The organism is Streptomyces sp. NPDC015171, assembly GCF_043079545.1.
GTDB lineage: Bacteria > Actinomycetota > Actinomycetes > Streptomycetales > Streptomycetaceae > Streptomyces.
In genome coordinates this window covers 185,679-212,492 of the sequence record NZ_JBIBUO010000010.1, presented here as the reverse complement: position 1 = coordinate 212,492, position 26,814 = coordinate 185,679, and the positions used below count along the sequence as shown (strand labels likewise).

Genomic DNA, 26,814 nt, shown 5'->3' with positions numbered 1-26,814 from the left:
CGAAAGACGTTCGAGGCGAGGGCACACCATGGACGCTCCGACCACCACGTCGGGGGAGAACGACATGACGGGCGGGGGCGGCTGGTTCATGCCGCGCAAGGCGTCATCGACCCCGCCGCCGGACGATGACCAGGCAACACACACCGATTCCGCGCCTGGGCAAGGCGACCTCGGTGGCCACCAGGGAGACACGGACCCGTCGAGCGGTCCCGTGCGGCGACCGGCCCCGCCCGCGGAGGAGGGCTCTCCGGACGCCCTCCTCATCCGCGGCACGATGAGCGAGATCGGCCCGGTCGCCGACAAGGTCACCTCCTACTTCTACGCCCTCCTCTTCGTCCGCCACCCCGAACTGCGCTCCCTGTTCCCGGCCGCGATGGACACCCAGCGGGACCGCCTGCTGAAGGCGCTGCTCACGGCGGCCGAGCACCTGGACAACACCCCCGTCCTCGTCGACTATCTGCGGAACCTGGGCCGTGGACACCGCAAGTACGGGACGCGTGCCGAGCACTACCCGGCCGTGGGCGAATGCCTCATCGGTGCGTTGAGCAAGTACGCCGGGGCGGTCTGGAACGCGGAGACCGAGGCTGCCTGGGTGCGGGCCTACACGACGATCTCCCAGGTCATGATCGACGCGGCGGCGTCGGACGAACTGCGGGCACCGGCCTGGTGGCAGGCCGAGGTGGTCACGCACGATCTGCGGACCCCGGACGTCGCGGTCCTCACCGTCCGTCCCGACCAGCCCTATCCCTTCCTCGCGGGCCAGTACACGAGCGTGGAGACCCCGTGGTGGCCACGGGTGTGGCGGCACTACTCCTTCGCGTCGGCGCCCCGCTCGGACGGACTGCTGACGTTCCATGTGAAGGCCGTCCCGGCCGGCTGGGTGTCCAATGCGCTGGTGCACCGGGCACGGCCCGGGGACGTCATACGACTCGGCCCGCCGGCCGGCTCCATGACCGTCGACCACAGCTCCGACAGCGGACTGCTCTGCCTGGGCGGCGGCACCGGCATAGCGCCCATCAAGGCCCTGGTGGAGGATGTCGCCGAGCGCGGCGAACGCCGCCTGGTCGAGGTCTTCTACGGGGCCCGCACCGACCACGACCTGTACGACATCGACACCATGCTCAGGCTCCGGCAGAGCCACCCCTGGCTCTCCGTCCGGGCGGTCATCGACCAGCAGGCCCATCTCCAGCTCCCCGACGCCGTCCGTGCCTACGGCCCGTGGAACGAATACGACGCCTATCTCTCCGGACCGCCCGGAATGATCCGCAACGGCATCGACATGCTCCGGGACATCGGTGTCCCGTCGAGCCGCATACGGCACGACTCGGTGGAGGACCTGCTCGTCGGCGTGGACTGATCCCGTTCACCCGAGGTCGGGGGCGTGCATGGCGCGTACCCCCTCGATGTTCCCGTCCAGGTAATGGCGCAGGGACAGCGGGACGAGGTGGACCGAGGCGATGCCGACGCGGGTGAACGGGACACGGACGATCTCGTACTCACCGGCCGGCTCGTCCACTTCGGGGCCATGGCGCAGGGCCGGGTCCAGGGACTCCAGCCGGCACACGAAGAAGTGCTGCACCTTCACGCCGGTCGCGCCGCCGTCCTCGCCGATGTGCTCCACCGTGTCCACGAAGCACGGCACCACATCGGAGATCTTGGCGCCGAGCTCCTCGTACACCTCACGGTGCAGGGCGTCGACGACGGTCGAGTCCCCGGGTTCGACGCCGCCACCGGGCGTCACCCAGTAGGGATCGACACCGGGCTTGGTGCGCTTGATCAAGATCAGGTCGTCACCGTCCAGCAGAACGGCACGGGCGGTGCGCTTGACCACGGGTCGGACGGTCATGGGAGAAATGTGGCCCGACTGGTTCCACGTGAAACATCGCAAAGCGCCACGGTGCGAGCGCAGTGCGTGCTCCCCCGCGCAGCGGGCGTCACCACCAGGTCGTGGCGGCGGCCTGGAGCCACTCATGGGCCCGCGCGATCGGGGGCATCGCGAGCGTGCCGGTGCGTACCACCAGGAAGTAGGTGCGCAGCGGCGGGACCACGGGGTCGTGCAGGGTCACGACCGCGCCGTGGTCCAGGGCCGGGGCACACAGATAGCGGGGCAGCACCGCGAGTCCCGCCCCGGCGATCGCACAGGAGAGGGCGGCCCGCAGATCGGGGACGATGACCGTGCCCGTGGCGGCCGGGCGGGAGTCGAAGACGGAGGCCCAGTAGCGCGAGACGAACGGCAGCGACTCATGGACCTCGACGACGGGCAGATGCTCCAGGGCCGGGGCGCCCTTCAGCCGCACGGTGTCCGGGCCGATCCGCTCCGCCCAGCGCGGGGCCGCGACCAGCACATGCTCCTCGTCGCACAGCGGAGTGGCGGTGAGCAGGGCGCCGCGGGGCCGGGCCGTGCTGATGGCCAGGTCGTGGTGGCCGCAGGCCAGGCCCTCCAGCGCCTCCTCGGCCGTGCCGAAGGAGACGCGCAGCGCGAAGCCCTGGCCGTCGTCACCGATCAGCTCGGTGAGAGCGGGCAACGCGCGTTCGGCGGTGAACTCCGGGGGGCCCGCCAGATGCAGCGTCCGTATCGAGCATTCGTCGTCCTGGCCGTTCTCGGCTATCTCCACCAGGGCGTCGAGATGCGGTGCGGCTCTGTGGGCGAGTTCGTCGCCGATGGTCGTCGGGGTCACCCCGCGCGCCTGACGAAGAAAGAGGGGCCTGCCCAGCTGGCGTTCCAGCGTGCGGATCTGGGAGGTGACGGCGGGCTGGGACAGGCCGAGCAGAGCGGCGGCACGCGTGAAGGAACCGGCCCGGTGCACGGTGACGAAGGTCCGCAGCAAGGCCAGATCCATGGCGTGTCCTTCCCTGTTCCTGCCCCCCTCCGGCCCCCAGGCAGGCACCAACTATAAATAAGTCGATAGCCCTCTGTCGCTACTGTGATTGGACACTGACACAGAGTCAACTAGCCTTGTCCACGCGGTCTTTCCCACGTGAAAGGCCGTGGACGGTCCGAGCCACGAGGGGGGGAGGCTCGGACCGTCGGCTCAGTCGGCGGACGCGTCCAAGGCGCGCATGATGTCGGCGATCAGATCCTCGGGGTCCTCCGCGCCGACGGACATGCGGATGAAGCCCTCCGGCACGTCGTCCCCGCCCCAGCGGCGGCGGCGTTCGGCCGTGGACCGCACCCCGCCGAAGCTCGTCGCGTCCTCCACCAGGCGCAGGGCCGCGAGAAAACGCTCGGCACGCGCGCGCGTGGGCAGCGTGAAGGAGACGACACAGCCGTAGCGGCGCATCTGCTGCGCGGCGACCTTGTGCGAGGGGTCGTCGGGCAGGCCCGGGTAGCGCAGGCCGGACACCTCGGGGCGGTGACGCAACGCCTCCGCGACGGCGAGGGCGGTCGCGTCCTGCCGCTCGACGCGCAGCTGGAGCGTGGCGACGGACCGGTGGGCGAGCCAGGCCTCCATGGGCCCGGAGATCGCGCCGACGATCTTGCGCCAGCGGCGTACGGCGGCCATCGCCTCGCCATCGCGGCCGGCGACATAGCCCAGCAGCAGATCACCGTGCCCGGTGAGCTGCTTGGTGCCGCTGGCCACGGAGAAATCGGCCCCCAGCTCCAGCGGGCGCTGCCCGAGCGGGGTGGCGAGGGTGTTGTCGACGGCCACCAGGGCGCCCCGCGCGTGTGCCGCCTTCGCCAGCCGCCGGATGTCGCACACGTCGAGCCCGGGGTTGGACGGGGACTCGATCCACAGCAGCCGCGCTCCGTCGAGCAGCTCCAGCTGGGCGTCACCGCCGGTCGGCGCGGTGCGCACCTCGATGCCGTACGCCTCCAGCTGGGCGCCGACCAGCGGCAGGATCTGGTAGCCGTCGGACGGCAGGACGACCGCGTCCCCGGCGCGCAGCTGGGAGAACAGCACGGCGGAGATCGCCGCCATGCCGGAGGCGAACACCAGCGTCTCGACGTCCTCGCACCCGGGCGCCTCCAGCTCGCCCACGGCCCGTTCCAGCAGCGTCCAGGTCGGGTTGTCGTCGCGGCCGTACGCATACGGCCCGGAGACCTCGCCGGGCAGATGGAAGTGCGCCGCGAACACCGGGCCCGGCAGGGTCGGCTCGTGCTTGACCGGCTCGGGCAGACCCGCCCGGACCGCGCGCGTGCCGTCGCCGGTGCGGCCCCTGTCCTCCGTGCCCTCGCTCATGCGGCCCGTCCCTCCAGTTCCTCGCGTACCGCGGTGAGCAGACCGGCGCTCGCCGCCTCCACCATCTCAAGGCACTCCTCGAAGCCCTCCGAACCCCCGTAGTACGGATCCGGTACGTCGAGGTCGGCACCGGCTGCGGGGTCGTAGGAGCGGAGCAGGCGGATCTTGCGCGCGTCCTCCTCGGTGGGCGCGAGCCGGCGCAGCGCGCCGAGGTGGCCGGCGTCGAGGGCGATCACGAGGTCGAGACGCGCGAACCAGGACGGCTGGAACTGACGGGCGACGTGCTCGCTGTCGTAGCCGTGCTCCGCCAGGACCGAGACGGTGCGCGGGTCGGCCCTCTCGCCCTCGTGCCAGCTGCCGGTGCCGGCGCTGTCGGCCGCCACCGCGTTCTCGAGACCGGCCTCCGCCAGGCGCGCGCGGAAGACGGATTCGGCCATCGGGGAGCGGCAGATGTTGCCGGTGCACACGAAGCAGACGCGGTAGGTCATGGCGGGCTCAGTCCTCGTCGGGCAGGACGACGTGCAGCGCCCAGGAGACGACGGAGACGATCAGACCGCCGAGGACGGCCGTCCAGAAGCCCTCCACGTGGAAGCTCAGGTCGAGCTTTCCGCACACCCAGGAGGTCAGCAGCAGCATCAGCGCGTTCACGACCAGGGTGATCAGGCCCAGGGTCAGGATGAAGAGGGGGAAGGTGAGCACCTTCAGTATCGGCTTGACCAGCCAGTTCACCAGGCCGAAGACCAGCGCGACGACGATCAGCGTGCCCGCCTTCTTGGCGGTGTTGTCACCGGTCAGTGTGATCTTGTCGAGCAGCCACACGGCGACGGCCAGGGCGCCCGCGTTGGCGATCGTCTTGACTACGAAATTCTTCATGTGTCTGATCGTGGCAGACCCCGCCGCCACCGGTCCTGCCGGTGGCGGGCGGTGTGACGGCGAACAGCGCAACAGCGAGCGGCGAGGCGAGGGCGACGGCGGCGATGAAGGCATTCCGGCTGGACGAACTGGAGGCGGAACGCGCCGCCAACGAGGGTGCCTACCTGCAGTTCCTGCGCGAGCGGAACATGTCGGTCGGCCTGTACGCGCTCGATGCGGGCGAGCACGACCCGCAGAAGCCGCACAACCAGGACGAGGTGTACTTCGTGGTCAGCGGCCGGGCCGCCATCACGGTCGGCCTGGAGACGACCCAGGTGGCGCGGGGCAGCGTCGTGTACGTGCCCGCCGGTGTCGCGCACAAGTTCCACCACATCAGCGAGGATCTCAGGGTGCTCGTGGTGTTCTCTCCGCCCGAGGCGTGAGCCCGCACCCCAGGGTTCCCTAGGGGACAGGTCAGGGGAGGACGGGGGGTGCCAGGTCCCCGCCGGGGCCCTCCGCGGCTCTAGCATCGGGTGCGGAACGACAACAACGCACGAGACCGAAGGACGAGGCGATGCGGGAGATCTTCGCGGGGCTGCCGTGGTGGGTGAAGTGGGTCGCGGTGCCGGTCATCGCCCTGGTCGTGTTCGGCGGCCTGATACTGAGCGTGGCCCAGTTCGTGATCGGCCTGCTGTTCAAGGCACTGGTCTTCGTCGCCCTGGTCGGCGGACTGATCTATGTCGTGCGCAAGTTCAGGACGAGCTCCTCGTCACGCGGCGACTGGTGAGGCACCGGGGAACCGGTGACCGATGACGGGAGCGCCGGTTCCCTCGGGGGAGGGAAGTTTCTCCTGGAGCCGTCTGCACGCGGTGGCAGGCGGTTAGAGTCCGGAACGTTCCACGGGGTCCGGCCCCGTGGGTGGCGCAGATCCCCCCTCCGTGCGCTTTCCCCGCACGGGCTGCCCCCTCGCGCTTCGGGAGTACCCCTTGGCCACGGTTGACACCGCACCGGCAGAACTCCACGCACCCCCCGCCCCACCGCGCTCCTGCGCACCCCCTGCCCAGCGGCCGGTTTCCCCCCTGACCGTCCCCGGCCAGGTACGGGCGGCAGCGGCGGACCTCCCCGGCCCCCCGCACACCACGGACTTCCCCCGCCCTCCGCACACCGCGGACTTCCCCGGCCTTCCGTACCCCGCGGACCGCGACGGGCCGCCGCCCGCCACCGACCCGCCGGACGCCTCGCCCACCGCCACGCTCATCGGATCCGTCCAGCGTGCGATGCGCCTGCTGGAAGCCGTGGCCGGGCGCTCCTACGGCGCCCCGGCCAAACAACTCGCCCGCGAGACCGGCCTCGCCCTGCCCACGACGTACCACCTGCTGCGCACCCTGGTGTACGAGGGCTATCTGCGCCGGGAGAAAGGGCTGTTCTTCCTCGGGGAAGCGGCGGAGCGGCTGAGCCTCAGCGGAGCGCAGCAGAAACGTCGCAGCACGGTGGCGGACACGCTGGCACACTGGCGCGATTCCATCGGTGTGCCGGTGTACTACGCGATGTACCGGGACGGTGAGATCGAGGTCATGTGCGTCTCCGACTCCCGTCAGGCACCGGCCGTCGTGGAGTGGGCGGACTTCCGCGCGACCGGCCACGCGCACGCGATCGGGCAGTGTCTGCTCTCCCAGCTGGACGAGGAGGCGCGGCGCGACCACCTCGCCCGGTATCCCGCGCAGCCCATCACGCCGTACACCGTGCGGGACAACGACGCGCTGCTGCGGAGGCTGACCCGGCTGAGGCGCATGGAACCGGTGGTGGAGCGTCAGGAGTACGCCGTGGGAACGGTCTGCGCCGCGGTCCCGATCACGGTCGGCGCCACCGCCGCCACCATGGCCATCTCGCTGCCCGCCCAGGAGGCCGACCGGCTGCTGCCCGCGGCCCGTCGGCTGCAGGCGGAGATCGGGCGGCACCTGGGGTCGCTCACCCTCTCTATCAGTATCTGAAAACTTACTCCTTGTGATCTCCCGTGTACTTTCAGCAAGATTTGACCACGATGAGAGGGATCAATCCCGGCCAGTCGATGTCATATGACGGGGTAGAGAATGCGCGAGTCCGTACAGGCAGAGGTCATGATGAGTTTTCTCGTGTCGGAGGAGCTCTCCTTCCGCATTCCGGTGGAGTTGCGCTACGAGACCAGTGATCCCTATGCCGTGCGGCTCACTTTTCATCTGCCCGGTGACGCGCCTGTGACCTGGGCCTTCGGGCGGGAACTTTTGATCGACGGGGTCGGACGTCCGTGCGGGGAGGGGGATGTGCGCATCTCCCCCGCCGATTCCGAGGTGCTGGGCGAGGTGTTGATCCGGCTTCAGGTCGGCACCGACCAGGCCCTGTTCCGCTCGTCGACCCCGCCGCTCGTGGCCTTCCTCGACCGCACGGACAAGCTCGTGCCGCTCGGCCAGGAGACCGCGCTTGCCGACTTCGACGCCCATCTGGAGGAGGCCCTGGACCGCATCCTGGCCGAGGAGCAGAGCGCCGGCTGACGTCCCGGGGGACGGGGCGCCGGGCGCTCCGCCGTACTGCCCGAAATCATGCAGGAACGCTTCTGCGGAGGGCGCCGGGCCCGCCGGAGCCCGCCGTGCTCACCGCTTGCGCCGCCGGCCCCGGCCGCCGCGCGCCGGCGCGGGCAGCGCCCCGGACGCCGCCCCGGCGTCCGGGCCGGGGCGGTCGGCCGCCACGACCAGCGCGGCCAGCGCCGTCGTCACCGGGACCGAGGCGACCAGACCGATCGAGCCCACCAGCGTGCGCACGATCTCCTCGGCCACCAGCTCGCTGTTGGCCACGGTCCCGACGCTGCTCTGCGCGATCGAGAACAGCAGCAGCAACGGCAGCGCGGCACCGGCGTACGCCAGCACCAGGGTGTTGACCACGGACGCGATGTGGTCGCGGCCGATGCGGATGCCCGCCCGGTACAGCCCGCGCCAGCCCATCGACGGGTTGGCCTCGTGCAGCTCCCACACGGCCGACGTCTGGGTGACCGTCACATCGTCCAGGACACCGAGCGAACCGATGATGACGCCGGCCAGCAGCAGACCGCTCATGTCGATCGACGGATACAGCCCATGGATCAGACCGGTGCTGTCGTCCGTGTTGCCGGTCAGCGCGGCCCAGCCGATGAACAGCGAGCCGAGTACCCCGATCAGCACGAGGGAGATCAGCGTGCCGAGCACCGCCACCGAGGTCCGGGCCGACAGGCCGTGGCACATGTACAGGGCGATCAGCATGATGGCGCTCGCCCCGACCACGGCCACCAGCAGCGGGTTCGATCCCTGGAGGATCGCGGGCAGGATGAACAGCGTCAGCACCAGGAAGCTCACGGCCAGCGCGACCAGCGCCATGACACCGCGCAGCCGCCCCACCACGACGACGGCCACCGCGAAGATCCCCGCGAGCAGAGCCATGGGGAACTTCCGGTTCACATCGGTCACCGCGTACTGCAGTTCCTTCGGGGCCGAGGGTTCGTAGGCGACCACGACCTTCTCGCCCTGGTGCAGCTGGCGCGACTGGTCCGGCTGCACGATCTCCGTGAACGTACGGCCCTTGTCCTTGCCGGTGTCGACCCGGACGGTCGCCTTCTTGCAGTCTCCGTCGGCCTGTTGCTGGGCCGAGGTGCCCTCGGCGGTGGAGGTGTCGCCGGTCGGGGTGCCGCCGGAGGCGTTGACCGACTTGCAGCTGACCTCGACGACTTGGGTGACCGTTGCCTGCTGGGTCTGCCGGTCGAAGCCGACGCCGGTGCGCTTGTGGGACGGGGCCTCCCCGGGCCAGAGCACCACGAGGCCGACCAGGACCGCGGCGGTGAAGGGGACCAGTACCGCGGCGATGACCTTGCGCAGGTGCTTGGAGACAGGAGCCGCGGGACCGTGGCTGTGACTGTGACTGTGGCCGTGCCCGTGCCCAGGACCGGTGTCACGGCCGCCCGCCGGGGCTCCGTGGCCGTGTGCGCCGCCCTGTCCCGAGCCGTCTCGGCGGAGTGGCTCGGGTGGCTGCTGGGGATACTGCTCCATCCTGGTCACCGCCAGATCATCGCAAGAACGGCGGGGGCCCACTGTTCACCGCGCCACACATGACGCTAGCGTGGAGGCACCTTTGCACACGCGGGAGCTCGGAGCACCGGGCTGAGAGGGCGCTGACCTCCGTAGACGCGATGTTTCACGTGGAACGAACGATGTTCCACAGGAAACCTCGCCAGACGGAAGCCGCTGCGTCGACCGCTGAACCTGTTACCGGGTAATGCCGGCGTAGGGAGTAGGTCTCATGACCAACAAGGACGCACGCACGCCTGCCTCCGTCCAGGACGAGAAGTCCCAGGAGGCCGGGAAGTCCATCGGCTGGCACAAGGCGTATGTCGAGGGCTCGCGCCCCGACCTGCGGGTGCCGGTCCGTCAGGTGCATCTCACCAACGGGCAGTCGGTCACGCTGTACGACACCTCGGGCCCGTACACCGACCCTCTCGTCGAGACGGACGTCCGCAGGGGCCTGCTGCCGCTGCGGGAGAACTGGATCGTCGCCCGCGGCGACACGGAGGAGTACGCGGGCCGTCCGGTCCGCCCCGAGGACGACGGGATCAAGCACACCTCGCCGCGCGGCGGCCTGCGGAACCTGGACGCGGTCTTCCCCGGCCGCCCGCGTCAGCCGCGGCGGGGCCGGGGCGGGCAGGCGGTGACCCAGCTCGCGTACGCCCGCCGGGGCGAGATCACGCCCGAGATGGAGTTCGTGGCCGTCCGGGAGAACGTTCCGGCCGAGGTGGTGCGGGAGGAGATCGCGGCGGGCCGGGCCGTGCTGCCGGCCAATGTGAACCACCCGGAGATCGAACCGATGATCATCGGCAAGCGGTTCCTGGTGAAGGTGAACGCCAACATCGGCAACTCCGCGGTGACGTCCTCCATCGAGGAAGAGGTCGAGAAGATGACCTGGGCGACCCGCTGGGGCGCCGACACGGTCATGGACCTGTCCACCGGCCGCAACATCCACACCACCCGCGAGTGGGTGCTGCGCAACTCCCCCGTCCCCATCGGTACGGTGCCGCTCTACCAGGCGCTGGAGAAGGTCGACGGCAAGGCCGAGGAACTGACCTGGGAGATCTACAAGGACACCGTCATCGAGCAGGCCGAGCAGGGCGTGGACTACATGACCGTCCACGCGGGCGTCCGGCTGCCGTACGTCCCGCTCACCGCCAACCGCAAGACCGGCATCGTCTCGCGCGGCGGCTCGATCATGGCCGCATGGTGCCTGGCGCACCACAAGGAATCGTTCCTGTACGAGAACTTCGAAGAGCTGTGCGAGATCCTCGCCGCCTACGACGTCACGTACTCGCTGGGCGACGGTCTCAGGCCGGGGTCGATCGCGGACGCCAACGACGAGGCGCAGTTCGCGGAGCTGCGCACGCTCGGGGAACTCAACACGATCGCCAAGCGTTTCAACGTACAGACCATGATCGAGGGCCCGGGCCATGTCCCGATGCACAAGATCAAGGAGAACATCGACCTTCAGCAGGAGATCTGCGATGAAGCCCCGTTCTATACGCTCGGCCCGCTGACCACGGACATCGCGCCGGCCTACGACCACATCACCTCCGGTATCGGCGCCGCGATGATCGCCTGGTGGGGCACGGCGATGCTCTGCTACGTCACGCCCAAGGAGCACCTGGGCCTGCCCAACCGGGACGACGTCAAGACCGGCGTGATCACCTACAAGATCGCCGCGCACGCGGCGGACCTCGCCAAGGGGCACCCGGGTGCGCAGGAGTGGGACGACGCGCTGTCCGACGCCCGCTTCGAGTTCCGGTGGGAGGACCAGTTCAACCTCGCCCTGGACCCGGTGACGGCACGGGAGTTCCACGACGAGACCCTGCCGGCGGAGCCCGCCAAGACGGCCCACTTCTGCTCCATGTGCGGTCCGAAGTTCTGCAGCATGAAGATCTCGCAGGACATCCGGAGGGAGCACGGCGGCAGCCGGGCCGAGGTCGAGGAGGGCATGGCCCAGAAGTCGAAGGAGTTCGCGGAGGCCGGCAACCGGGTGTATCTGCCGATCGCCGACTGAACCACGTGCGGTGGACGCGCCGCGCCGGCCGGTGAGCCGGCGGACGCGGCGCGCGGGCTCGCGGCCGGCCGGGGTGGTGGCATCACCACACCGCCCGGCCGCTCGGCTCGCCGGGCGCGCTAGTCGGGCTGGTGCTCCGGGCCGCCGAAGTCCGGGCTGGTGTAGTCGGGGCTGGTGTAGCGCGGGCGGCCGGACGCGGTGCCGTCGTCGGGGCTGCTGAAGCCGGGGCGGTCGTAGCCCAGGCGCGGCATGCGGCCGGTCGATGGGGGTGGAGCCGGGTGAGGAACGGCCGGCGAGTCGGCCGCGGCCAGCGCCTCCCGGAGGAAGGGCAGAATGCCGCGCCCCAGCAGAGCGTCCCGCCAGGCATCTCTGGCCCTGGCCAGCTCTTCGCTCGCGGCGGCCTGTGTCCGGGCGTCCGCCGCGGTGCTGTTGCGCAGCGCGGTGAGCACCAGCCCGACGGCGGCCACGAGGATCGCCACCGCGGTGATGGCGCCGAACACCCAGCCGGTGGTGAGCAGGGTCCGGGCGAGCATCTCACCGGGGCTCAGCATCTTCAGGATGTAGCCGACGAGCAGGAAGATCGCCGCGGCCATCCCGGAGAGGACGGGGGCCAGGACGGCGATGACCGCGATGGCGCCCGCGCCGGTGCTCTCGGCGGCCTCGCCGAGGGTCGTGGCGAGATCCGCCGCAGCCGAACCGGGGCCGGCGGCATCGGAGTTGTCCGCGGCCGGCGGGACGGACAGCGCCGGATGGCGCAGCTCGTCACGGACCTGGACGTAGTGCTGGTACTCGGCCGCCGCGGCTGCCGTGATCAGGGCGGAGGCGTTGAGTGCCATGGTGCGCAGTTGCTCGGTGTTGAGCCGCTCGCCGACGGCGGCCAGTTCCGGTCGGTGTGGTGCGGAGCGCAGCGCCTCGTCGAGGAGCCGCTCGAATTCCAGGCGGTCCTCGCTCTGCAGATGCTGCGGAACGCTGTTCATGTGCATCCCCCGGTGCTCCGTAGGGCTTGGGGCTCGCACGCCGGCGAGCCGTCGGGCAGAAACGGAGGGGAGCCTGCTACGGATAAGCCGATGGTAGAGCCGTGACGGCGCGTGGTGACAGGGGATTGCCGGAAATTGCGTCCCGGCCTGCGCGAACGCCGCCGGAGGACGCCTGCCCCCGGAACGGTCAGTTATCCAGCGGGAGTTGCTGGACCAGCAGCTTTCCGGCCATGGTCACTCCGCCGTCCATGGCGATGGCGAGTCCGTCGGCGTAGACGTGCGGTCCCTCGACGACCGGACCCGTGCTCTCCTCGCCCTCCTCGGAGCCGACCTCGCCGAGCAGGTAGGGAATGGGGCTGTGCCCGTGAACGACCCGGGTGCCGCCGTACGTATCGAGGAGGGAGCGCACGGCGTCGGCGCCGCCCTCGTCCCGGAAGGAGAAGCGCTTGGTGAACTTGCGGAACAGGTCCCAGACCTCGTCGGCGTCGTTACGCGTCAGCGTCTCGCGGACGGTGTCGTTGACCGCCTCGATCGAGTCGCCGTAGTCGAGGTAGGCCGTGGTGTCGGAGTGGAGCAGCAGATACCCGTCGACCTCCTCGACGGCGTCGAGGCGGGCCATCCACTGCAGGTGGTGGTCCTGGAGCCGGTCCATGTCGGTCTTCTGGCCGCCGTTGAGCAGCCAGGCCGCCTGGAAGGTGGCGGTGCCCGCGCCGGAGTTGACGGGGGTGTCGCCGAAGCGCTTGGCGCCGAGCAGCAGCAGCTCGTGGTTGCCCATGAGGGCCTTGCAGTAGCCGCCGGCCGCGGCGGCCTCGGCGGACAGCCGCATGACCAGGTCGATGACGCCGATCCCGTCCGGGCCGCGGTCGGTGAAGTCGCCGAGGAACCACAGCCGGGTGGTGCCGGCGCACCACTGCCCCGAGTCGTCGATCAGCCCCTGCTCCCGCAGGGCGGCCTCCAGCTCGTCCAGATAGCCGTGCACGTCGCCAACGACGTAGAGCGGTCCAGGGCCGGTCGCGGGCTGCGGGACCGGAGCCGCGGGCGCGGCCTCGACGCGGACCTGGACGGTGTCACCGCGGTTGATGACGGGCAGGTCGCGCTGGGTGGGCGTGTAGCCCTCGGGGTACGCCTCGTCGGCGGCCGGGAGGGCGTCGCCGGGGTGGACGCTGCTGACGTACGGACCGGTCTCGTGGACGTACGCGGGTACCCGGAAGTCGCGCAGCGTCGCTGTCCGCTCCGCCTCGGGTCCCTGACCGGCCCCCTGAGTCATCAGACCCCTCCACCATCGCGCCGCATCTGCACCCCTTCGGACTGCCTGGTCGCAGCGGTCCGCGGTGTCGTGGGCCCATCATAGGAATGCGCGTAGCGCCGTGTGATGACCCAGGGGTGGTGAATCGGAACAAGACTCCAGTTCACTGCGGCTTTCGCCCCGTTTGGACCGGTGTTCGGCCGGCGGTCGACCGGCCGGACCGCGGTTCACCGCCCCCCGTGCCGCACCGGTCGTGCCCCGCACCGGCAGGTGCGGGGCACGGTGCTACGTGTCGTCCGGGGTCCGCGGCGGGCTGACCGTCGTGCGCGGGGGCCGCCGCTGGGAGGACGAGCGCACGATCAGCTCGGTCGGTATCACCTGCTCGACCGGGTGATCGGACTCGACGCCCTCGATGGCGTCGATGAGGAGCTGGACGACGGCGGTGCCGATGCGGCGCGGCTTGAGCGAGAGCGTGGTGATGGACGGCTCGGTGCTGGCGTACACGGTGGACTCGCTGCAGCACACCAGCAGCAGATCGTCCGGGACCCGGAGGCCGTAGCGCCGGGCGGCGGCGAGCAGGTCGGTGCCGTTGGGGTCGAAGAGACCGTAGACCGCGTCGGGCCGGTCGGGACGGGCGAGCAGCCGGTCGGCGGCGACGGCGCCCGCGCACGGGTCATGTGCGGGGTAGGACTCGAAGACCGGATCCTGGCCGACCCGTTCGCACCAGTGCAGGTACGCCGAGGTCGACAGGTGGGTGTACGTGTCCGTCGTGGTGCCCGTGAGCAGGCCGATGCGGCGGGCGCCGGCGTCGGCGAGGTGGTCGAGGATGCCGAGTACGGCGGCCTCGTGGTCGTTGTCCACCCAGGCGGTGACGGGGAGGGAGCCGACCGGGCGGCCGTCGGAGACGACCGGCAGCCCCTGTCGGACGAGTTCGCCGACGACCGGATCCTGGTCGGAGGGGTCGATGACGACCGTGCCGTCCAGGGCGACGTTGGACCATACGTCGTGGCGGGAGGTGGCGGGCAGGATGACCAGGGCGTAGCCGCGGGCCAGCGCGGCAGAGGTGGCGGCTCTGGCCATCTCGGCGAAGTAGGCGAACTCGGTGAAGGTGAAAGGTTCATCCCCGTACGTCGTGACGGTCAGGCCGATCAGGCCCGACTTGCCGGTACGGAGGGTTCGGGCGGCGGCGGACGGTCGGTATCCCAGGCGGTCGGCGACCTCGCGGACGTGGCGCCGGGTGGCATCCGGGAGCCGTCCCTTGCCGTTGAGGGCGTCGGACACGGTCGTGATGGAGACCCCGGCGGCGGCGGCGACGTCTCTGATGCCTGCCCGGCCCGGCCGGCTGCCTCGCCGTGAGGTTTCCGCGCGGCTCACCTGGTGCTTCCCTGCTGCTGTCATGGCGAGCCGATAGTAGGGCTCATGCGGTGGGGTAGTGCGGACGCATATGCACGCGTTGACAGGCACGTTTCTGCATGGTCGTAGAGGGTCAACTTCCTGCGAAAGCAAGGCAGTTGACTGATCCAATAGTAAGACGTGACTTGTCGACGCGTATGGGCCTGCCAAGTGCGCGAGGTCTCGAAGAGGTCTCAACTCACCTTCACGGGGGATGCGCGCCACGGCGTGAGCTACCGGCGCATAGATATATGTACAGCGCGCCCCCCGAAACGTGCGCCTTCGTGTGCTGATGCCCCTGATGCCGGTGGGAGACGTGAGGTTCGCCTCTTTCCTGGGCGCCGTCCGCACTCGCTACTGCTCCCGCACCTGTACGCAGTGGCGCCGAATCCTCATATGGTGAGGAGTATTGGATGCCGGTGGTGTCGACGGTCCGCCGGTGGTCGCGAGGAGGACTGCGGTGAGTGAGACGAGCCCCAAGCTGCGCGCCGAGCTGGAGGGTATCCCCACCTATAAGCCGGGCAAGCCCGCCGCGGCCGGCGGACCGGTCGCCTACAAGCTGTCCTCCAACGAGAACCCGTACCCGCCGCTGCCGGGTGTGCTGGAGAGCGTGGCCGCGGCGGCCGCCGACTTCAACCGCTACCCGGACATGGCCTGTACCGGGCTGCTGAACGAGCTGTCCGACCGCTTCGGCGTGCCGCTCGCCCATCTGGCCACCGGGACCGGCTCGGTGGGGGTCGCCCAGCAGCTGATCCAGGCCACCAGCGGCCCCGGTGACGAGGTGATCTACGCCTGGCGGTCGTTCGAGGCCTACCCGATCATCACGCAGATCAGCGGAGCCCGGTCGGTGAAGGTGCCGCTGACGCCGGGCGATGTGCACGACCTGGACGCGATGGCGGACGCGATCACCGACCGGACCCGGCTGATCTTCGTCTGCAACCCGAACAACCCGACCGGCACGGTGGTGCGGCGGGCCGAGCTGGAGCGGTTCCTCGACCGGGTGCCGGGGGATGTGCTGGTGGTGCTGGACGAGGCCTACCGGGAGTTCATCCGCGACCCCGAGGTGCCCGACGGCGTCGAGCTGTACCGGAAGCGGCCCAACGTCTGCGTCCTGCGGACCTTCTCCAAGGCGTACGGCCTGGCCGGGCTGCGCGTCGGTTTCGCGATCGGCCATGAGCCGGTGGCGGCGGCGCTGCGCAAGACGGCGGTGCCGTTCGGGGTGAGCCAGCTCGCGCAGGAAGCGGCGATCGCCTCGCTGCGGGCCGAGGACGAGCTGCTGGGCCGGGTCGGTTCGCTGGTGTGCGAGCGCACGCGCGTGGTCGACGCGCTGCGGGACCAGGGCTGGACGGTGCCGGAGACGCAGGCCAACTTCGTGTGGCTGCGGCTGGGGGAGCACACGGTCCCGTTCGCGCAGGCCTGTGAGGCGCACGGGGTGGTGATCCGGCCGTTCCCGGGCGAGGGTGTGCGGGTGACGATCGGCGAGGACGAGGCGAACGACATCTTCCTGAAGGTGGCGGAAGCGTTCCGCAAGGAGCTGTAGCTCCTCGGGGGAGTCAGTCCTCGATCAGTTCCACTCGGACGGGGTCGCCGTTCCGCACGGTCGCCAGGAGGCCGGCGTCCCCGTCCACGCTGCCGAGGACATTGCAGGGACTGGCGAGGCGGCATTCTCCCCCGAACTCCGTTCGGGGGAGCCCCCAGCCCTGCGAGATCGGCGTGGGGCCGTAGGGGAGGGCGAGCGCGTCGCCGTCCGTCCAGAAGACCACCGTGCCCGGTTCCACGACCTGACGGGCGTCCGTTTCACGTGAAACAGAGACGCCTGTGTCGAAATACACCTCCTCGCCCCATGTGCGCGCGGTCGAAGCGAGAGGCAGTGCCTTGGCGAGGGCCTGCCGTGTCGGGGTGTCCGCGTCGAGGGTCGCGGTGAGGTGGCCCGCGGGCCAGGAGATACGTATCTGCATGGCGCGCAATTCAACAATATGTTGAAGTCGCTGCCAAGGTCTTGACGTGCCGGCGAAGGGGGGACCCCCCTTCCGCGGCTGAAAATCAGTGCGTCATAATGGCTTGTGAATGTGAACGCGTTCACAAGCGCGTCCCGTTTGCTCCCATATGCGTGCAACAAAGGGGGCAAACCGCCGCTGTACCACGGCGTAGTAAGGAGAGTGACGACGTGGACCTGGCTTTGGCGCCGGAAACACTGGCGCGCTGGCAGTTCGGCATCACCACCGTCTACCACTTCCTGTTCGTCCCGCTGACGATCTCCCTGGCCGCCCTCACGGCCGGGCTGCAGACGGCCTGGGTGCGCACGGAGAAGGAGAAGTACCTCAGGGCGACGAAGTTCTGGGGCAAGCTCTTCCTGATCAACATCGCGATGGGCGTGGTCACCGGCATCGTGCAGGAGTTCCAGTTCGGCATGAACTGGTCGGACTACTCGCGCTTCGTCGGTGACATCTTCGGTGCCCCGCTCGCCTTCGAGGCGCTGATCGCGTTCTTCTTCGAGTCCACCTTCATCGGCCTGTGGATCTTCGGCTGGGACAAACTGCCCAAGAAGATCCATCTGGCCTGCATCTGGATGGTCTCGATCGGCACGATCCTGTCGGCGTACTTCATCCTCGCGGCCAACTCCTGGATGCAGCACCCGGTCGGCTACCGGATCAACAAGGCCAAGGGGCGTGCCGAGCTGACCGACTTCTGGGCCGTGCTGACCCAGAACACCGCCCTCTCCCAGGCCTTCCACACCCTGTCGGCGGCCTTCCTGACCGGTGGCGCCTTCATGGTGGGCATCTCCGCCTACCACCTGGCCCGCAAGAAGCACATCCGCGACATGAAGACCTCGCTGCGGCTCGGCCTGGTCACCGTGGCCATCGCCGGTCTGCTCACCGCCGTCAGCGGCGACACCCTCGGCAAGGTCATGTTCAAGCAGCAGCCGATGAAGATGGCTGCCGCCGAGGCGCTCTGGGACGGACAGAAGCCGGCCCCCTTCTCGATCTTCGCCTACGGCGATGTGGAGAAGGGCCACAACAGCGTGGCCATCGAGATCCCGGGCCTGCTGTCCTTCCTCGCCGACGACAACTTCACCTCCTACGTCCCCGGTATCAACGACGTCAACAAGGCCGAGCAGGAGAAGTTCGGGCCCGGCGACTACCGGCCCAACATCCCGGTCGCTTTCTGGGGCTTCCGCTGGATGATCGGCTTCGGCATGGCCTCCTTCGCGATCGGCCTGGCCGGACTCTGGCTGACCCGCAAGAAGTTCATGCTGCCGCAGCACCTGAGGGTCGGCGACGACGAGGTGCCGCACCTGGTGCTGTTCAAGAACAAGGCGCTCAGCCCGAGGCTCACCCCCTGGTACTGGCGCATCGCGACCTGGACCATGGCCTTCCCCCTGATCGCCAACTCCTGGGGCTGGATCTTCACCGAGATGGGCCGCCAGCCGTGGGTCGTCTACGGCGTCCTGCAGACACGCGACGCGGTCTCCCCCGGGGTCTCCCAGGGCGAGGTCCTCACCTCGATGATCGTCTTCACCACGCTGTACGCGATCCTCGCCGTGGTCGAGGTCAAGCTGCTCACGAAGTACGTCAAGGCCGGCCCGCCCGAACTGACCGAGGCCGACCTCAACCCGCCCACGAAGATCGGCGGCGACACACGTGACGCCGACAAGCCGATGGCCTTCTCGTACTAGGCCGGGGGAACAGTCATGGAACTTCACGACGTCTGGTTCGTCCTGATCGCCGTCCTCTGGACCGGCTACTTCTTCCTGGAGGGCTTCGACTTCGGAGTCGGCATCCTCACCAAGCTGCTGGCCCGCAACCGGCCCGAGCGCCGGGTACTGATCAACACCATCGGCCCGGTCTGGGACGGCAACGAGGTATGGCTGCTCAGCGCGGGCGGCGCCACCTTCGCCGCCTTCCCGGAGTGGTACGCCACCCTGTTCTCCGGGTTCTATCTGCCGCTGCTGCTCATCCTGGTCTGCCTGATCGTCCGGGGTGTCGCCTTCGAGTACCGGGCCAAGCGGCCGGAGGAGAACTGGCAGCGCAACTGGGAGACGGCGATCTTCTGGTGCTCCCTGCTCCCCGCGATCCTGTGGGGTGTCGCCTTCGGGAACATCGTGCGGGGCGTGAAGATCGACCAGCACTTCGAGTACGTCGGCGGTGTCTGGGATCTGCTCAACCCCTACGCCCTGCTCGGCGGTCTGGTGACGCTCACGCTGTTCACCTTCCACGGTGCGGTCTTCACCGCACTCAAGACCGTCGGGGAGATCCGGGTACGGGCACGGAGGCTGGCCGGGTGGGTCGGCCTGGTCGCGGCTGCCGCCGCGCTCGTGTTCCTGCTGTGGACGCAGGCCGACAGCGGCGACGGCAAGAGCCTGGTGGCCCTGATCGTGGCTGTCGTCGCGCTGGTGGCCGCCCTGGTGGCCAACCGGGCCGGGCGAGAGGGATGGGCGTTCGCGCTGTCCGGCGTCACCATCGTGGCCGCCGTGGCGATGCTCTTCCTGTCGCTCTTCCCGAACGTCATGCCGTCCACCCTGAACGAGGACTGGAGCCTGACGGTCACCAATGCCTCGTCGAGCCCGTACACCCTGAAGATCATGACGTGGTGCGCGGCGATCGCCACACCGCTCGTCATGGTCTACCAGGGGTGGACGTACTGGGTGTTCCGCAAGCGGATCGGTACGCAGCACATCGCCCCTGACGCTGCTGCGGGCACCGCGCACTAAGGCCGCCGAGGGTGTGTTTCACGTGAAACACACCCTCTGGACCGAAGGGCATGTTTCACGTGAAACCAATCGACCCACGCCTTCTGCGATACGCCCGCGCCACGCGCCTCTTCCTCGTGGCGGTCGTCGGGCTGGGGGCCATCGGTGCCGGGCTGGTCATCGCTCAGGCGATGCTCGTCGCCGAGGTCGTCGTCGGCGCGTTCCAGCACGGGCAGTCGGTGGCCGACCTGCGCACTCCCCTGCTGCTCTTGGCCGCCGTGGCCGTGGGACGGTCGGTTGTCGCGTGGCTCACCGAACGCGCGGCCCACCGTGCGAGCGCGGCCGTGAAGTCGGAGCTGCGCGGGCGGCTTCTCGACCGGGCGGCGGCGCTCGGTCCGGGGTGGCTGAGCGGGCAGCAGACCGGCTCGCTGGTCACCCTGGCCACGCGAGGAGTCGACGCGCTGGACGACTACTTCTCGCGGTATCTCCCCCAGCTGGGGCTCGCCGTGGTCGTGCCGGTCGCGGTGCTGGCGCGGATCGTCACCGAGGACTGGGTGTCGGCGGCGATCATCGTCGGCACCCTCCCGTTGATCCCGGTCTTCATGGTGCTGATCGGCTGGGCGACGCAGTCCCGGACGGACCGTCAGTGGCGGGTGCTGTCCCGGCTGTCCGGACACTTCCTGGACGTGGTCGCGGGCCTGCCCACGCTGAAGGTGTTCGGCCGGGCCAAGGCGCAGGCGGAGTCCATCCGGCGGATCACCGACGAGTACCGCCAGGCCACTCTGCGGACCCTGCGGATCGCCTTCCTCTCCTCGTTCGCCCTGGAGCTGCTGGCCACGCTCTCGGTCGCCCTGGTCGCCGTGACGATCGGCATGCGGCTCGTCCACGGCGACATGGATCTCTCCATCGGCCTGGTGATCCTGGTGCTGGCGCCCGAGGCCTATCTGCCGCTGCGGCAGGTGGGCGCGCAGTACCACGCGGCGGCGGAGGGCCTCGCCGCCGCGGAGGAGATCTTCACCGTGCTGGAGACGCCGGTGCCGGCGTCCGGTACGGGAGCCGTGCCGGCGGGTGCCGTGGCCTTCGAAGGGGTCGGCGTCCGCTATCCCGGGCGCTCCGCGGACGCGGTGGCCGATGTGTCGTTCACCGTGGAGCCCGGTGAGACCGTGGCGCTGGTCGGGCCGAGCGGGGCGGGCAAGTCGACGCTGCTGAGCGTGCTGCTCGGGTTCGTACGGCCCAGCGCCGGGCGGGTGCGGATCGGGGACGCCGATCTCACCGGCCTCGATCTGGCCGAGTGGCGGTCGCGGATCGCGTGGGTGCCGCAGCGGCCGCATCTGTACGCCGGGACGATCGCGGAGAACGTACGGCTGGCCCGTCCCGATGCCGACGACAGCGCGGTGCGGCGGGCGCTGCGGGACGCCGGGGCGTGGGAGTTCGTGGACGCGCTGCCCGAGGGTGCCGACACCGTGCTCGGCGAGGACGGGACGGGGCTCTCGGCGGGGCAGCGGCAGCGGCTCGCGCTGGCCCGGGCGTTCCTGGCGGACCGGCCGGTGCTGTTGCTGGACGAGCCGACGGCCGCCTTGGACGGCGCGACGGAGGCGGATGTCGTGGCGGCGGTGCGAAGGCTCGCCGCGGGGCGGACCGTGTTGCTCGTCGTGCACCGGCCCGCGTTGTTGGGGGTGGCTGACCGCGTGGTCCGGCTGGAGGAGGCCGAGCCCGCGCGGAACCCGGCTCCTGCGGGGTTCCGCCCCGTGGACCTCCGCCCGTCGGCCGCCCGACCCGGTGGACCGGAAGGAGATCCCGCGGCCTCGCGGGGCGGGCCGGCCGCCGGGCGCCGGAGCGCGCTGGGGCGGGTCCGGGAACTCGGGCGGGGCCGGCGGGGCCGGCTCGTGGGCGCGCTGGCGCTGGGGAGCCTGGCGCTGGGCAGTGCGGTGGGCCTGATGGCCACCTCCGGCTGGCTCATCTCGCGGGCCTCGCAGCAGCCGCCGGTGCTGTACCTGATGGTGGCCGTGACGGCCACGCGGGCCTTCGGGATCGGGCGGGCCTGCTTCCGGTACACCGAACGTCTGGTGTCGCACGACGCCGTTCTGCGGATGCTGGCCGACACCCGGGTCGCGGTGTACCGGCGGCTGGAGCGCCTCGCGCCCGCGGGGCTGCGCGGTGCCCGGCGCGGTGATCTGCTCACCCGGCTGGTCGCCGACGTGGACGCGTTCCAGGACTACTGGCTGCGCTGGCTGCTGCCCGCCGCGGTCGCCGTGGCCGTCTCCGCCGGTTCCGTCGGGTTCACGGCCTGGCTGCTGCCCGAGGCCGGCGCCGTCCTCGCGGCCGGCCTGCTGGCGGCCGGTGCCGGTGTCCCCCTGGTGACCGCGACCGCGGCCCGGCGGACCGAGCGGCGCCTGGCACCCGCCCGCGGGGAACTCGCGATCCGCGTGACCGACCTGCTCACCGGCACCGCCGAGCTGAGCGTCGCGGGAGCGCTGCCGGCCCGTACGGACGCGGTCCGGCGGGCCGACGGCACCCTCACCCGGATCGCCGCGCGCGCCGCCGCCGTCACCGGGCTCGGTGACGGACTGACCGCGCTGATCTCCGGCCTGACCGTCGCCGCCACCGCCGTGTGCGGTGCCCAGGCGGTGGCGGACGGCCGGCTGAGCGGCGTGGCGATGGCCGTCGTCGTCCTCACCCCGATGGCTGCCTTCGAGGCCGTACTGGGGCTGCCGCTCGCCGTGCGCTACCGGCAGCGGGTGCGGCGCAGCGCGGAGCGGGTCTACGAGGTCCTGGACGCTCCCGAGCCCGTGCGCGAGCCGCAGTCGCCCCGAAAGGCGCCCGCCTCGCCGTTCCCGGTCGTCGTCAAGGGCCTGGTCGCACGGCACGCCGGGCAGCGGCAGGAGGCGCTCGCCGAGCTGGATCTGGTGCTGGAGGAGGGGCGGCGGGTCGCCGTCGTCGGGGCGTCCGGTTCCGGCAAGACGACCCTGGCGCAGGTGCTGCTGCGCTTCCTGGATCCGCAGGCCGGCTCGTACACGCTCGCCGGTGTGGACGCGGGCGCGCTGGACGGGGACGACGTACGGCGGCTCGTCGGGCTGTGTGCGCAGGACGCGCATCTCTTCGACAGCTCGGTACGCGAGAACCTGCTGCTGGCCAGGAAGGACGCCACCGATGCCGACCTGCGCGGCGCGTTGGCCCGGGCACGGCTGCTGGACTGGGCGGACTCGCTGCCCGACGGCCTGGACACGCTCGTCGGCGAGCACGGGGCGCGGCTGTCCGGCGGGCAGCGGCAGCGGCTGGCGCTGGCCCGTGCGCTGCTGGCCGGCTTCCCCGTGCTCGTGCTCGACGAGCCCGCCGAGCACCTGGACCTGCCGACGGCCGACGCGCTGACCGCCGATCTGCTGGCCGCCACGGAGGGCCGTACGACGCTGCTGATCACCCATCGGCTGGCGGGGCTCGACGCGGTGGACGAGGTGGTCGTGCTCGATGCGGGCCGGGTGGTGCAGCGGGGCCCGTACGAGCGGCTGGTCGCCGAGGAGGGGCCGCTGCGGGAGATGGCCCGCCGGGAGGCCGAGTCGGAGTCGCTGGTGGGGGCGCGGTGAGGAGTCCTCGGCGGGAGCCGTGCGGCCGAGTTTCCCGGACATAGGGGACTTATTAGGCTCGTGGCATGGCTGCAGCACCTCCGCCCGAGCCCTCTTCGGCCGCCGAGCCCGCTTCGGCCGCCGGGCCAGCGCCGGCCGCCGAGGCCGCCCTGCGGATGCCGCAGTTGCTGGAGGCGATGCGGTGTGTCGGCAGCGGTCTGGAGCTGCATTCCACGCTGGACCGCATCTGCGAGACAGCGGCGGGGCTGGCCGGGGCCCGCTTCGCGGCGATCGGGGTCGTGGCCGAGGACGGTGACGGCCTGACCGACTTCGTCTACCACGGTGTGGGCGAGGCGACCGCCCGCCGTATCGGCCGGCTGCCGGACGGGCACAGGGGGCTGCTCGGCGCGCTCATCAGGGAACCGGAGCCGGTCCTGCTGGCCGATCTGCACCAGGACGCTCGGTCCTGCGGCTTCCCGGAGCACCATCCGCCGATGCGCAGCTTCCTCGGGGTCCCCATCCGGGTGCAGGGCGAGATCTTCGGCAACCTCTATCTGACCGAGAAGCGCGGTGGCGAGCCGTTCGACGACGACGATCTGACCATGGTCAGGGTGCTGGCCGCCGAGGCCGGGATCGCGGTCGGCAACGCGCGGCTGTACGAGGCGGCCAAGCAGCGGGAGCGGTGGATCGACGGGTCCGTGGCGGTGACCACCGCCCTGCTGTCGGGCGGGGACGCCGACGAGGCGCTGCAGGTCGTCGCGGAGCAGGCCCGCCGGCTGTCCGGCGCTGCGGCCGGAATCGTGCTGCTCCCGGCGGAGGAGGGCGGTCTCGAGGTGGTCGCCGTCGCCTCGGACGGCCCGGCCGGCCTGCTCGGCACGGTCGTCCCCGCGGAGAGCGCGATCGTCGCCGAACTGCTGGACGGCCAGGCGGTGTTCGTGGCGGACGCGGCCACCGACGCGCGGGCCCTCACACCGTACGCGGGCGGCTACGGGCCGACGATGCTGCTGCCGCTGCAGAGCGACGGCCGGGTGCTGGGCACGCTGGTCACCCCCCGGGCGCGCGGCAGCAGGCCGTACACGCGGGCGGAGCGCACGCTGGCCGTGCAGTTCGCCTCGCAGGCGGCGCTCGCGCTGATGATGGCGGAGGCGCAGCGGGACCGCGAGCGGCTCGCGGTGTACGAGGACCGGGACCGGATCGCCCGAGATCTGCACGACCTGGTCATCCAGCGGCTGTTCGCGACGGGCCTGATGCTGGAGAGCGCGCAGCGGCAGGCCAGGGTGCCCGAGGTGCGGGAGGGCGTCGGCAAGGCGGTGGACGAGCTGGAGGTCACCATCCAGGAGATCCGCACGGCGATCTTCGCGCTGCGGCAGGGACCGGCGGAGGCGCCGGCGGGGCTGCGCACCCGGGTGCTGCGGGAGATCAACATGGCCGCCGTACCGCTGGGATTCAAGCCCGCGCACCGGATCGTGGGGCCCCTCGACACGGCCGTCGGCGATCTCACCGGCAAGAACCTGATCGCGGCCCTGCGCGAGGCGCTGTCGAACGCCTTCCGGCACGCCGGGGCCTCCCGGATCGACGTCGTGGTCGACGCGGCCGTCACGCTGCCGGACGGGCGCCCGGGCGTACGGCTGACCGTCGCCGACGACGGCGTCGGCGTCCCCGAGGGCGGCCGGCGCAGCGGCCTGCGGAACCTGAAGCGGCGCGCCGAGTCCCTCGGCGGCGACAGCAGGCTCGGCCCGGGCATCGGGGAGCACGGCGGCGGTACGGCTGTGGTGTGGGAGGCGCCGTACTAGCGCGCCGCCTGGTGAGAGCGGTGCACCGCCGGCGGGTGTCCCTCGGCGCGCGGCGCGCGGGGCGACTACGGCACCCGGTTGGCGAGCAGCCGCTCGATGACCACCGCCACGCCGTCGTCGTTGTTCGCGACCGTACGGCCCGACGCGGCGGCGATGACGTCCGGGTGGGCGTTGCCCATGGCGTACGACCGGCCGGCCCAGGTCAGCATCTCGACGTCGTTGGGCATGTCCCCGAAGGCGACGACCTCCTCGTGCGAGATGCCGCGCTCGGCGCAGCACAGGGCGAGGGTGCTGGCCTTGGAGACGCCCGGGCCGCTGATCTCCAGCAGGGCGCTGGGGCTGGAGCGGGTGACGTTGGCGTGGTCGCCGATCGCCAGCCGGGCCAGGGTGAGAAAGGCGTCGGGGTCGAGGGAGGGGTGGTAGGCGAGGATCTTGAGGACGGGCTGGTCGGCGTCCGGGCCGTCCGGCGCGAGCAGCTTCTCGGCGGGCAGCAGGTTGTCGGGTATCTCCAGGTGCAGCTTGGGATAGTCCGGCTCCTGGTGGAAGCCGTACGTCTGCTCGATGGCGAACACCGCGTCCGGTGCCGCCTCGCGCAGCAGCCGGACGGCGCGCAGGGCGTTGTCCCGGGCCAGCTCGCGGACCTTCACGAACCGGTGGGCGCCGGGGCCGCCGTGCAGGTCGACCACGGCGGCGCCGTTGCCGCAGATCGCCAGGCCGTGGCCGTGGACGTGGTCGCTGACCACGTCCATCCAGCGGGCGGGCCGGCCGGTGACGAAGAAGACCTCGATCCCGGCCTCCTCCGCGGCGGCCAGCGCGGCGATGGTCCGCGGTGAGACGGACTTGTCGTCGCGCAGCAGAGTGCCGTCGAGGTCGGTGGCGATCAGCCGCGGGGGCAGGGCGGCGGCAGGGGTCCCGGGCTGTCTGGTCGCTGAGGTCACCCGGCCATTCTCGCGCAGCCGTCCGCACGGTCGTGCGGGGGCCCGCACGGATGAGACGCGGCCGGCGACACGGCCGGGGCAGCGGTGCCGGACGGGCCGGTCAGCCCAGCTGGGCGGGGGCCTCCATGGCGATCCGCTCGAAGACCTTCTCGTCGGCGGCGAAGTCGGAGTCCGGGATGGGCCAGTGGATCACGATCTCGGTGAAGCCCAGCTCCCGGTGGCGGCCCGCGAAGTCCACGAAGGCGTCCAGGGACGCGAGCGGCCGGGCGCGGTCCGGGGTGAAGCCGGTGAGCAGGACCTTCTCCAGCTCGCCCATGTCCCGCCCGGTGGCCTCGCACGCCTCGGACAGTTTGCCGATCTGCCCGCGCAGTGCCTCCACGGACTGCTCCGGCGTGCCGTTCTCGTACAGCTTCGGGTCGCCTGTGGTGACCCAGGCCTGGCCGTACCGCGCGGCGAGCCGGAGGCCGCGGGGGCCGGTGGCGGCGACCGCGAACGGCAGCCGGGGGCGCTGCACGCAGCCCGGTATGTTGCGGGCCTCGTCGGCCGAGTAGAACCGGCCCTCGTACGACACCGCGTCCTCGGTGAGCAGCCGGTCCAGCAGGGGCACGAACTCGGCGAGCCGGTCGGCGCGCTCGCGCGGGGTCCACGGCTCCTGGCCGAGGGCGGTGGCGTCGAAACCGGTGCCGCCGGCGCCGATGCCGAGGGTGATCCGGCCGCCGGAGATGTCGTCCAGGGAGATCAGCTCCTTGGCGAGGGTCACCGGGTGGCGGAAGTTCGGCGAGGTGACCAGCGTGCCGAGGCGGAGCCGGTCGGTGACGGCGGCGGCAGCCGTCAGCGTCGGGACCGCGCCGAACCAGGGGCCGTCGCGGAAGCTGCGCCAGGACAGGTGGTCGTAGGTGTACGCCGTGTGGAAGCCCAGCTCCTCGGCGCGCATCCAGGCCGCACGGCTGCCCTCGTGCCAGCGGCGGTACGGCAGGATCACGGTGCTCAGACGCAGACTCATGCGTTCGAGAGTAAGCGGCCGCACCGACAACGGACGAAGCCGCCACTGTCCGGGGCCGCCCGGCGCCGGGCGGTGAGCACCGCCGTCGGGCCCCGGGC

Annotated in this window: 23 protein-coding genes and 1 riboswitch; of the genes, 11 read left to right on the top strand and 12 right to left on the bottom strand. The window is 71.0% G+C overall.

The genetic code is table 11. The annotated features are described in order from the left end of the window. Nucleotides 1–28: 28 nt before the first annotated feature. Complete coding sequence (locus tag ACF073_RS26600; RefSeq protein ID WP_392073891.1) at nt 29–1,357, top strand: globin domain-containing protein; 1,329 nt, start codon at nt 29–31, stop codon at nt 1,355–1,357. A gap of 6 nt (nt 1,358–1,363) precedes the next feature. On the opposite strand, the gene ACF073_RS26595 is transcribed toward ACF073_RS26600, so the two are convergent. The 5 genes from ACF073_RS26595 to ACF073_RS26575 form a co-directional block, all read right to left on the bottom strand. Then, on the bottom strand, nt 1,364–1,846 hold the full coding sequence (locus ACF073_RS26595; RefSeq protein ID WP_392073890.1) for an NUDIX domain-containing protein: 483 nt from the start codon (nt 1,844–1,846) through the stop codon (nt 1,364–1,366). An 88-nt stretch (nt 1,847–1,934) separates the two neighbouring features. Continuing rightward, nucleotides 1,935–2,840, bottom strand: a complete 906-nt coding sequence (locus ACF073_RS26590; RefSeq protein WP_392073889.1) for a LysR family transcriptional regulator — start codon at nt 2,838–2,840, stop codon at nt 1,935–1,937. Between the two features lie 192 nt (nt 2,841–3,032). Further along, nucleotides 3,033–4,181: a cystathionine gamma-lyase gene (locus tag ACF073_RS26585; RefSeq protein WP_392073888.1), complete on the bottom strand. Its 1,149-nt coding sequence runs from the start codon at nt 4,179–4,181 to the stop codon at nt 3,033–3,035. Continuing rightward, entirely contained in the window at nt 4,178–4,669 is a 492-nt protein-coding gene (locus ACF073_RS26580; protein WP_392073887.1) for a low molecular weight protein-tyrosine-phosphatase, read from the bottom strand. The genes ACF073_RS26585 and ACF073_RS26580 overlap by 4 nt, the downstream gene beginning before the upstream one ends. Before the next feature lie 7 nt (nt 4,670–4,676). Continuing rightward, nucleotides 4,677–5,054 (bottom strand): phage holin family protein, encoded by a 378-nt coding sequence (locus tag ACF073_RS26575; RefSeq protein WP_392073886.1) that lies wholly within the window; start codon nt 5,052–5,054, stop codon nt 4,677–4,679. A 104-nt stretch (nt 5,055–5,158) separates the two neighbouring features. On the opposite strand from ACF073_RS26575, the gene ACF073_RS26570 reads away from it, so the two are divergent. The 4 genes from ACF073_RS26570 to ACF073_RS26555 all read left to right on the top strand — a co-directional run bounded on the left by ACF073_RS26570 (nt 5,159) and on the right by ACF073_RS26555 (nt 7,561). Continuing rightward, nucleotides 5,159–5,476 (top strand): cupin domain-containing protein, encoded by a 318-nt coding sequence (locus ACF073_RS26570; RefSeq protein ID WP_392074020.1) that lies wholly within the window; start codon nt 5,159–5,161, stop codon nt 5,474–5,476. A gap of 131 nt (nt 5,477–5,607) precedes the next feature. Continuing rightward, nucleotides 5,608–5,820 carry a DUF5326 family protein gene (locus ACF073_RS26565; RefSeq protein ID WP_392073885.1) on the top strand — a complete coding sequence of 71 codons (213 nt, stop codon included), beginning with the start codon at nt 5,608–5,610 and terminating at the stop codon, nt 5,818–5,820. A gap of 199 nt (nt 5,821–6,019) precedes the next feature. After that, a complete protein-coding gene (locus ACF073_RS26560; protein WP_392073884.1) occupies nt 6,020–7,024 on the top strand; it encodes an IclR family transcriptional regulator in 1,005 nt (334 codons plus the stop codon). A gap of 99 nt (nt 7,025–7,123) precedes the next feature. Beyond that, nucleotides 7,124–7,561, top strand: coding sequence for an SsgA family sporulation/cell division regulator (locus ACF073_RS26555; RefSeq protein WP_392073883.1), 438 nt, complete (start codon nt 7,124–7,126; stop codon nt 7,559–7,561). 99 nt (nt 7,562–7,660) lie between these two features. On the opposite strand, the gene ACF073_RS26550 is transcribed toward ACF073_RS26555, so the two are convergent. Beyond that, nucleotides 7,661–9,082 carry a YibE/F family protein gene (locus tag ACF073_RS26550; protein ID WP_392074019.1) on the bottom strand — a complete coding sequence of 474 codons (1,422 nt, stop codon included), beginning with the start codon at nt 9,080–9,082 and terminating at the stop codon, nt 7,661–7,663. A gap of 80 nt (nt 9,083–9,162) precedes the next feature. Then, nucleotides 9,163–9,340, top strand: a riboswitch (TPP riboswitch). Between ACF073_RS26550 and thiC the strand changes: the two genes are divergently transcribed. After that, nucleotides 9,333–11,117, top strand: coding sequence for a phosphomethylpyrimidine synthase ThiC (thiC, locus tag ACF073_RS26545; protein WP_392073882.1), 1,785 nt, complete (start codon nt 9,333–9,335; stop codon nt 11,115–11,117). It overlaps the preceding riboswitch by 8 nt. A 119-nt stretch (nt 11,118–11,236) precedes the next feature. Here thiC and ACF073_RS26540 read toward each other — a convergent pair whose 3' ends face one another. The 3 genes from ACF073_RS26540 to ACF073_RS26530 form a co-directional block, all read right to left on the bottom strand. Beyond that, nucleotides 11,237–12,100 carry a hypothetical protein gene (locus ACF073_RS26540; protein WP_392073881.1) on the bottom strand — a complete coding sequence of 288 codons (864 nt, stop codon included), beginning with the start codon at nt 12,098–12,100 and terminating at the stop codon, nt 11,237–11,239. A 181-nt stretch (nt 12,101–12,281) separates the two neighbouring features. Further along, nucleotides 12,282–13,361: a metallophosphoesterase gene (locus ACF073_RS26535; RefSeq protein ID WP_392073880.1), complete on the bottom strand. Its 1,080-nt coding sequence runs from the start codon at nt 13,359–13,361 to the stop codon at nt 12,282–12,284. A 264-nt stretch (nt 13,362–13,625) separates the two neighbouring features. Further along, entirely contained in the window at nt 13,626–14,738 is a 1,113-nt protein-coding gene (locus ACF073_RS26530) for a LacI family DNA-binding transcriptional regulator (protein WP_392073879.1), read from the bottom strand. Nucleotides 14,739–15,192: 454 nt separating this feature from the next. Between ACF073_RS26530 and hisC the strand changes: the two genes are divergently transcribed. Then, nucleotides 15,193–16,272, top strand: coding sequence for a histidinol-phosphate transaminase (gene hisC, locus ACF073_RS26525; RefSeq protein ID WP_392073878.1), 1,080 nt, complete (start codon nt 15,193–15,195; stop codon nt 16,270–16,272). A 13-nt stretch (nt 16,273–16,285) separates the two neighbouring features. Here hisC and ACF073_RS26520 read toward each other — a convergent pair whose 3' ends face one another. Then, a complete protein-coding gene (locus ACF073_RS26520) occupies nt 16,286–16,690 on the bottom strand; it encodes a cyclophilin-like fold protein (RefSeq protein WP_392073877.1) in 405 nt (134 codons plus the stop codon). A 209-nt stretch (nt 16,691–16,899) separates the two neighbouring features. Here ACF073_RS26520 and ACF073_RS26515 point away from each other — a divergent pair, with 209 nt between their 5' ends. The 4 genes from ACF073_RS26515 (at nt 16,900) to ACF073_RS26500 (ending at nt 24,775) form a co-directional block, all read left to right on the top strand. After that, complete coding sequence (locus tag ACF073_RS26515; RefSeq protein WP_392073876.1) at nt 16,900–18,408, top strand: cytochrome ubiquinol oxidase subunit I; 1,509 nt, start codon at nt 16,900–16,902, stop codon at nt 18,406–18,408. 15 nt (nt 18,409–18,423) lie between these two features. Next, on the top strand, nt 18,424–19,443 hold the full coding sequence (cydB, locus tag ACF073_RS26510) for a cytochrome d ubiquinol oxidase subunit II (protein WP_392073875.1): 1,020 nt from the start codon (nt 18,424–18,426) through the stop codon (nt 19,441–19,443). Between the two features lie 50 nt (nt 19,444–19,493). Beyond that, a complete protein-coding gene (gene cydD / locus ACF073_RS26505; RefSeq protein ID WP_392073874.1) occupies nt 19,494–23,003 on the top strand; it encodes a thiol reductant ABC exporter subunit CydD in 3,510 nt (1,169 codons plus the stop codon). A gap of 65 nt (nt 23,004–23,068) precedes the next feature. Continuing rightward, nucleotides 23,069–24,775, top strand: coding sequence for a GAF domain-containing protein (locus ACF073_RS26500; RefSeq protein ID WP_392073873.1), 1,707 nt, complete (start codon nt 23,069–23,071; stop codon nt 24,773–24,775). Between the two features lie 65 nt (nt 24,776–24,840). On the opposite strand, the gene ACF073_RS26495 is transcribed toward ACF073_RS26500, so the two are convergent. After that, nucleotides 24,841–25,713 (bottom strand): Cof-type HAD-IIB family hydrolase, encoded by an 873-nt coding sequence (locus ACF073_RS26495; protein WP_392073872.1) that lies wholly within the window; start codon nt 25,711–25,713, stop codon nt 24,841–24,843. A gap of 100 nt (nt 25,714–25,813) precedes the next feature. Further along, nucleotides 25,814–26,716 (bottom strand): LLM class flavin-dependent oxidoreductase, encoded by a 903-nt coding sequence (locus tag ACF073_RS26490; protein WP_392073871.1) that lies wholly within the window; start codon nt 26,714–26,716, stop codon nt 25,814–25,816. Nucleotides 26,717–26,814 lie beyond the last annotated feature (98 nt).

What these genes read in the sequence shown, in the direction of transcription:
- ACF073_RS26600 (WP_392073891.1), top strand. Translation starts at nt 29, where the DNA reads ATGGACGCTCCGACCACCACGTCGGGGGAGAACGACATGACGGGCGGG.
- ACF073_RS26595 (WP_392073890.1), bottom strand. Translation starts at nt 1,846, where the DNA reads ATGACCGTCCGACCCGTGGTCAAGCGCACCGCCCGTGCCGTTCTGCTG.
- ACF073_RS26590 (WP_392073889.1), bottom strand. Translation starts at nt 2,840, where the DNA reads ATGGATCTGGCCTTGCTGCGGACCTTCGTCACCGTGCACCGGGCCGGT.
- ACF073_RS26585 (WP_392073888.1), bottom strand. Translation starts at nt 4,181, where the DNA reads ATGAGCGAGGGCACGGAGGACAGGGGCCGCACCGGCGACGGCACGCGC.
- ACF073_RS26580 (WP_392073887.1), bottom strand. Translation starts at nt 4,669, where the DNA reads ATGACCTACCGCGTCTGCTTCGTGTGCACCGGCAACATCTGCCGCTCC.
- ACF073_RS26575 (WP_392073886.1), bottom strand. Translation starts at nt 5,054, where the DNA reads ATGAAGAATTTCGTAGTCAAGACGATCGCCAACGCGGGCGCCCTGGCC.
- ACF073_RS26570 (WP_392074020.1), top strand. Translation starts at nt 5,159, where the DNA reads ATGAAGGCATTCCGGCTGGACGAACTGGAGGCGGAACGCGCCGCCAAC.
- ACF073_RS26565 (WP_392073885.1), top strand. Translation starts at nt 5,608, where the DNA reads ATGCGGGAGATCTTCGCGGGGCTGCCGTGGTGGGTGAAGTGGGTCGCG.
- ACF073_RS26555 (WP_392073883.1), top strand. Translation starts at nt 7,124, where the DNA reads ATGCGCGAGTCCGTACAGGCAGAGGTCATGATGAGTTTTCTCGTGTCG.
- ACF073_RS26550 (WP_392074019.1), bottom strand. Translation starts at nt 9,082, where the DNA reads ATGGAGCAGTATCCCCAGCAGCCACCCGAGCCACTCCGCCGAGACGGC.
- thiC (WP_392073882.1), top strand. Translation starts at nt 9,333, where the DNA reads ATGACCAACAAGGACGCACGCACGCCTGCCTCCGTCCAGGACGAGAAG.
- ACF073_RS26540 (WP_392073881.1), bottom strand. Translation starts at nt 12,100, where the DNA reads ATGCACATGAACAGCGTTCCGCAGCATCTGCAGAGCGAGGACCGCCTG.
- ACF073_RS26535 (WP_392073880.1), bottom strand. Translation starts at nt 13,361, where the DNA reads ATGACTCAGGGGGCCGGTCAGGGACCCGAGGCGGAGCGGACAGCGACG.
- ACF073_RS26530 (WP_392073879.1), bottom strand. Translation starts at nt 14,738, where the DNA reads ATGACAGCAGCAGGGAAGCACCAGGTGAGCCGCGCGGAAACCTCACGG.
- ACF073_RS26520 (WP_392073877.1), bottom strand. Translation starts at nt 16,690, where the DNA reads ATGCAGATACGTATCTCCTGGCCCGCGGGCCACCTCACCGCGACCCTC.
- cydB (WP_392073875.1), top strand. Translation starts at nt 18,424, where the DNA reads ATGGAACTTCACGACGTCTGGTTCGTCCTGATCGCCGTCCTCTGGACC.
- cydD (WP_392073874.1), top strand. Translation starts at nt 19,494, where the DNA reads ATGTTTCACGTGAAACCAATCGACCCACGCCTTCTGCGATACGCCCGC.
- ACF073_RS26500 (WP_392073873.1), top strand. Translation starts at nt 23,069, where the DNA reads ATGGCTGCAGCACCTCCGCCCGAGCCCTCTTCGGCCGCCGAGCCCGCT.
- ACF073_RS26490 (WP_392073871.1), bottom strand. Translation starts at nt 26,716, where the DNA reads ATGAGTCTGCGTCTGAGCACCGTGATCCTGCCGTACCGCCGCTGGCAC.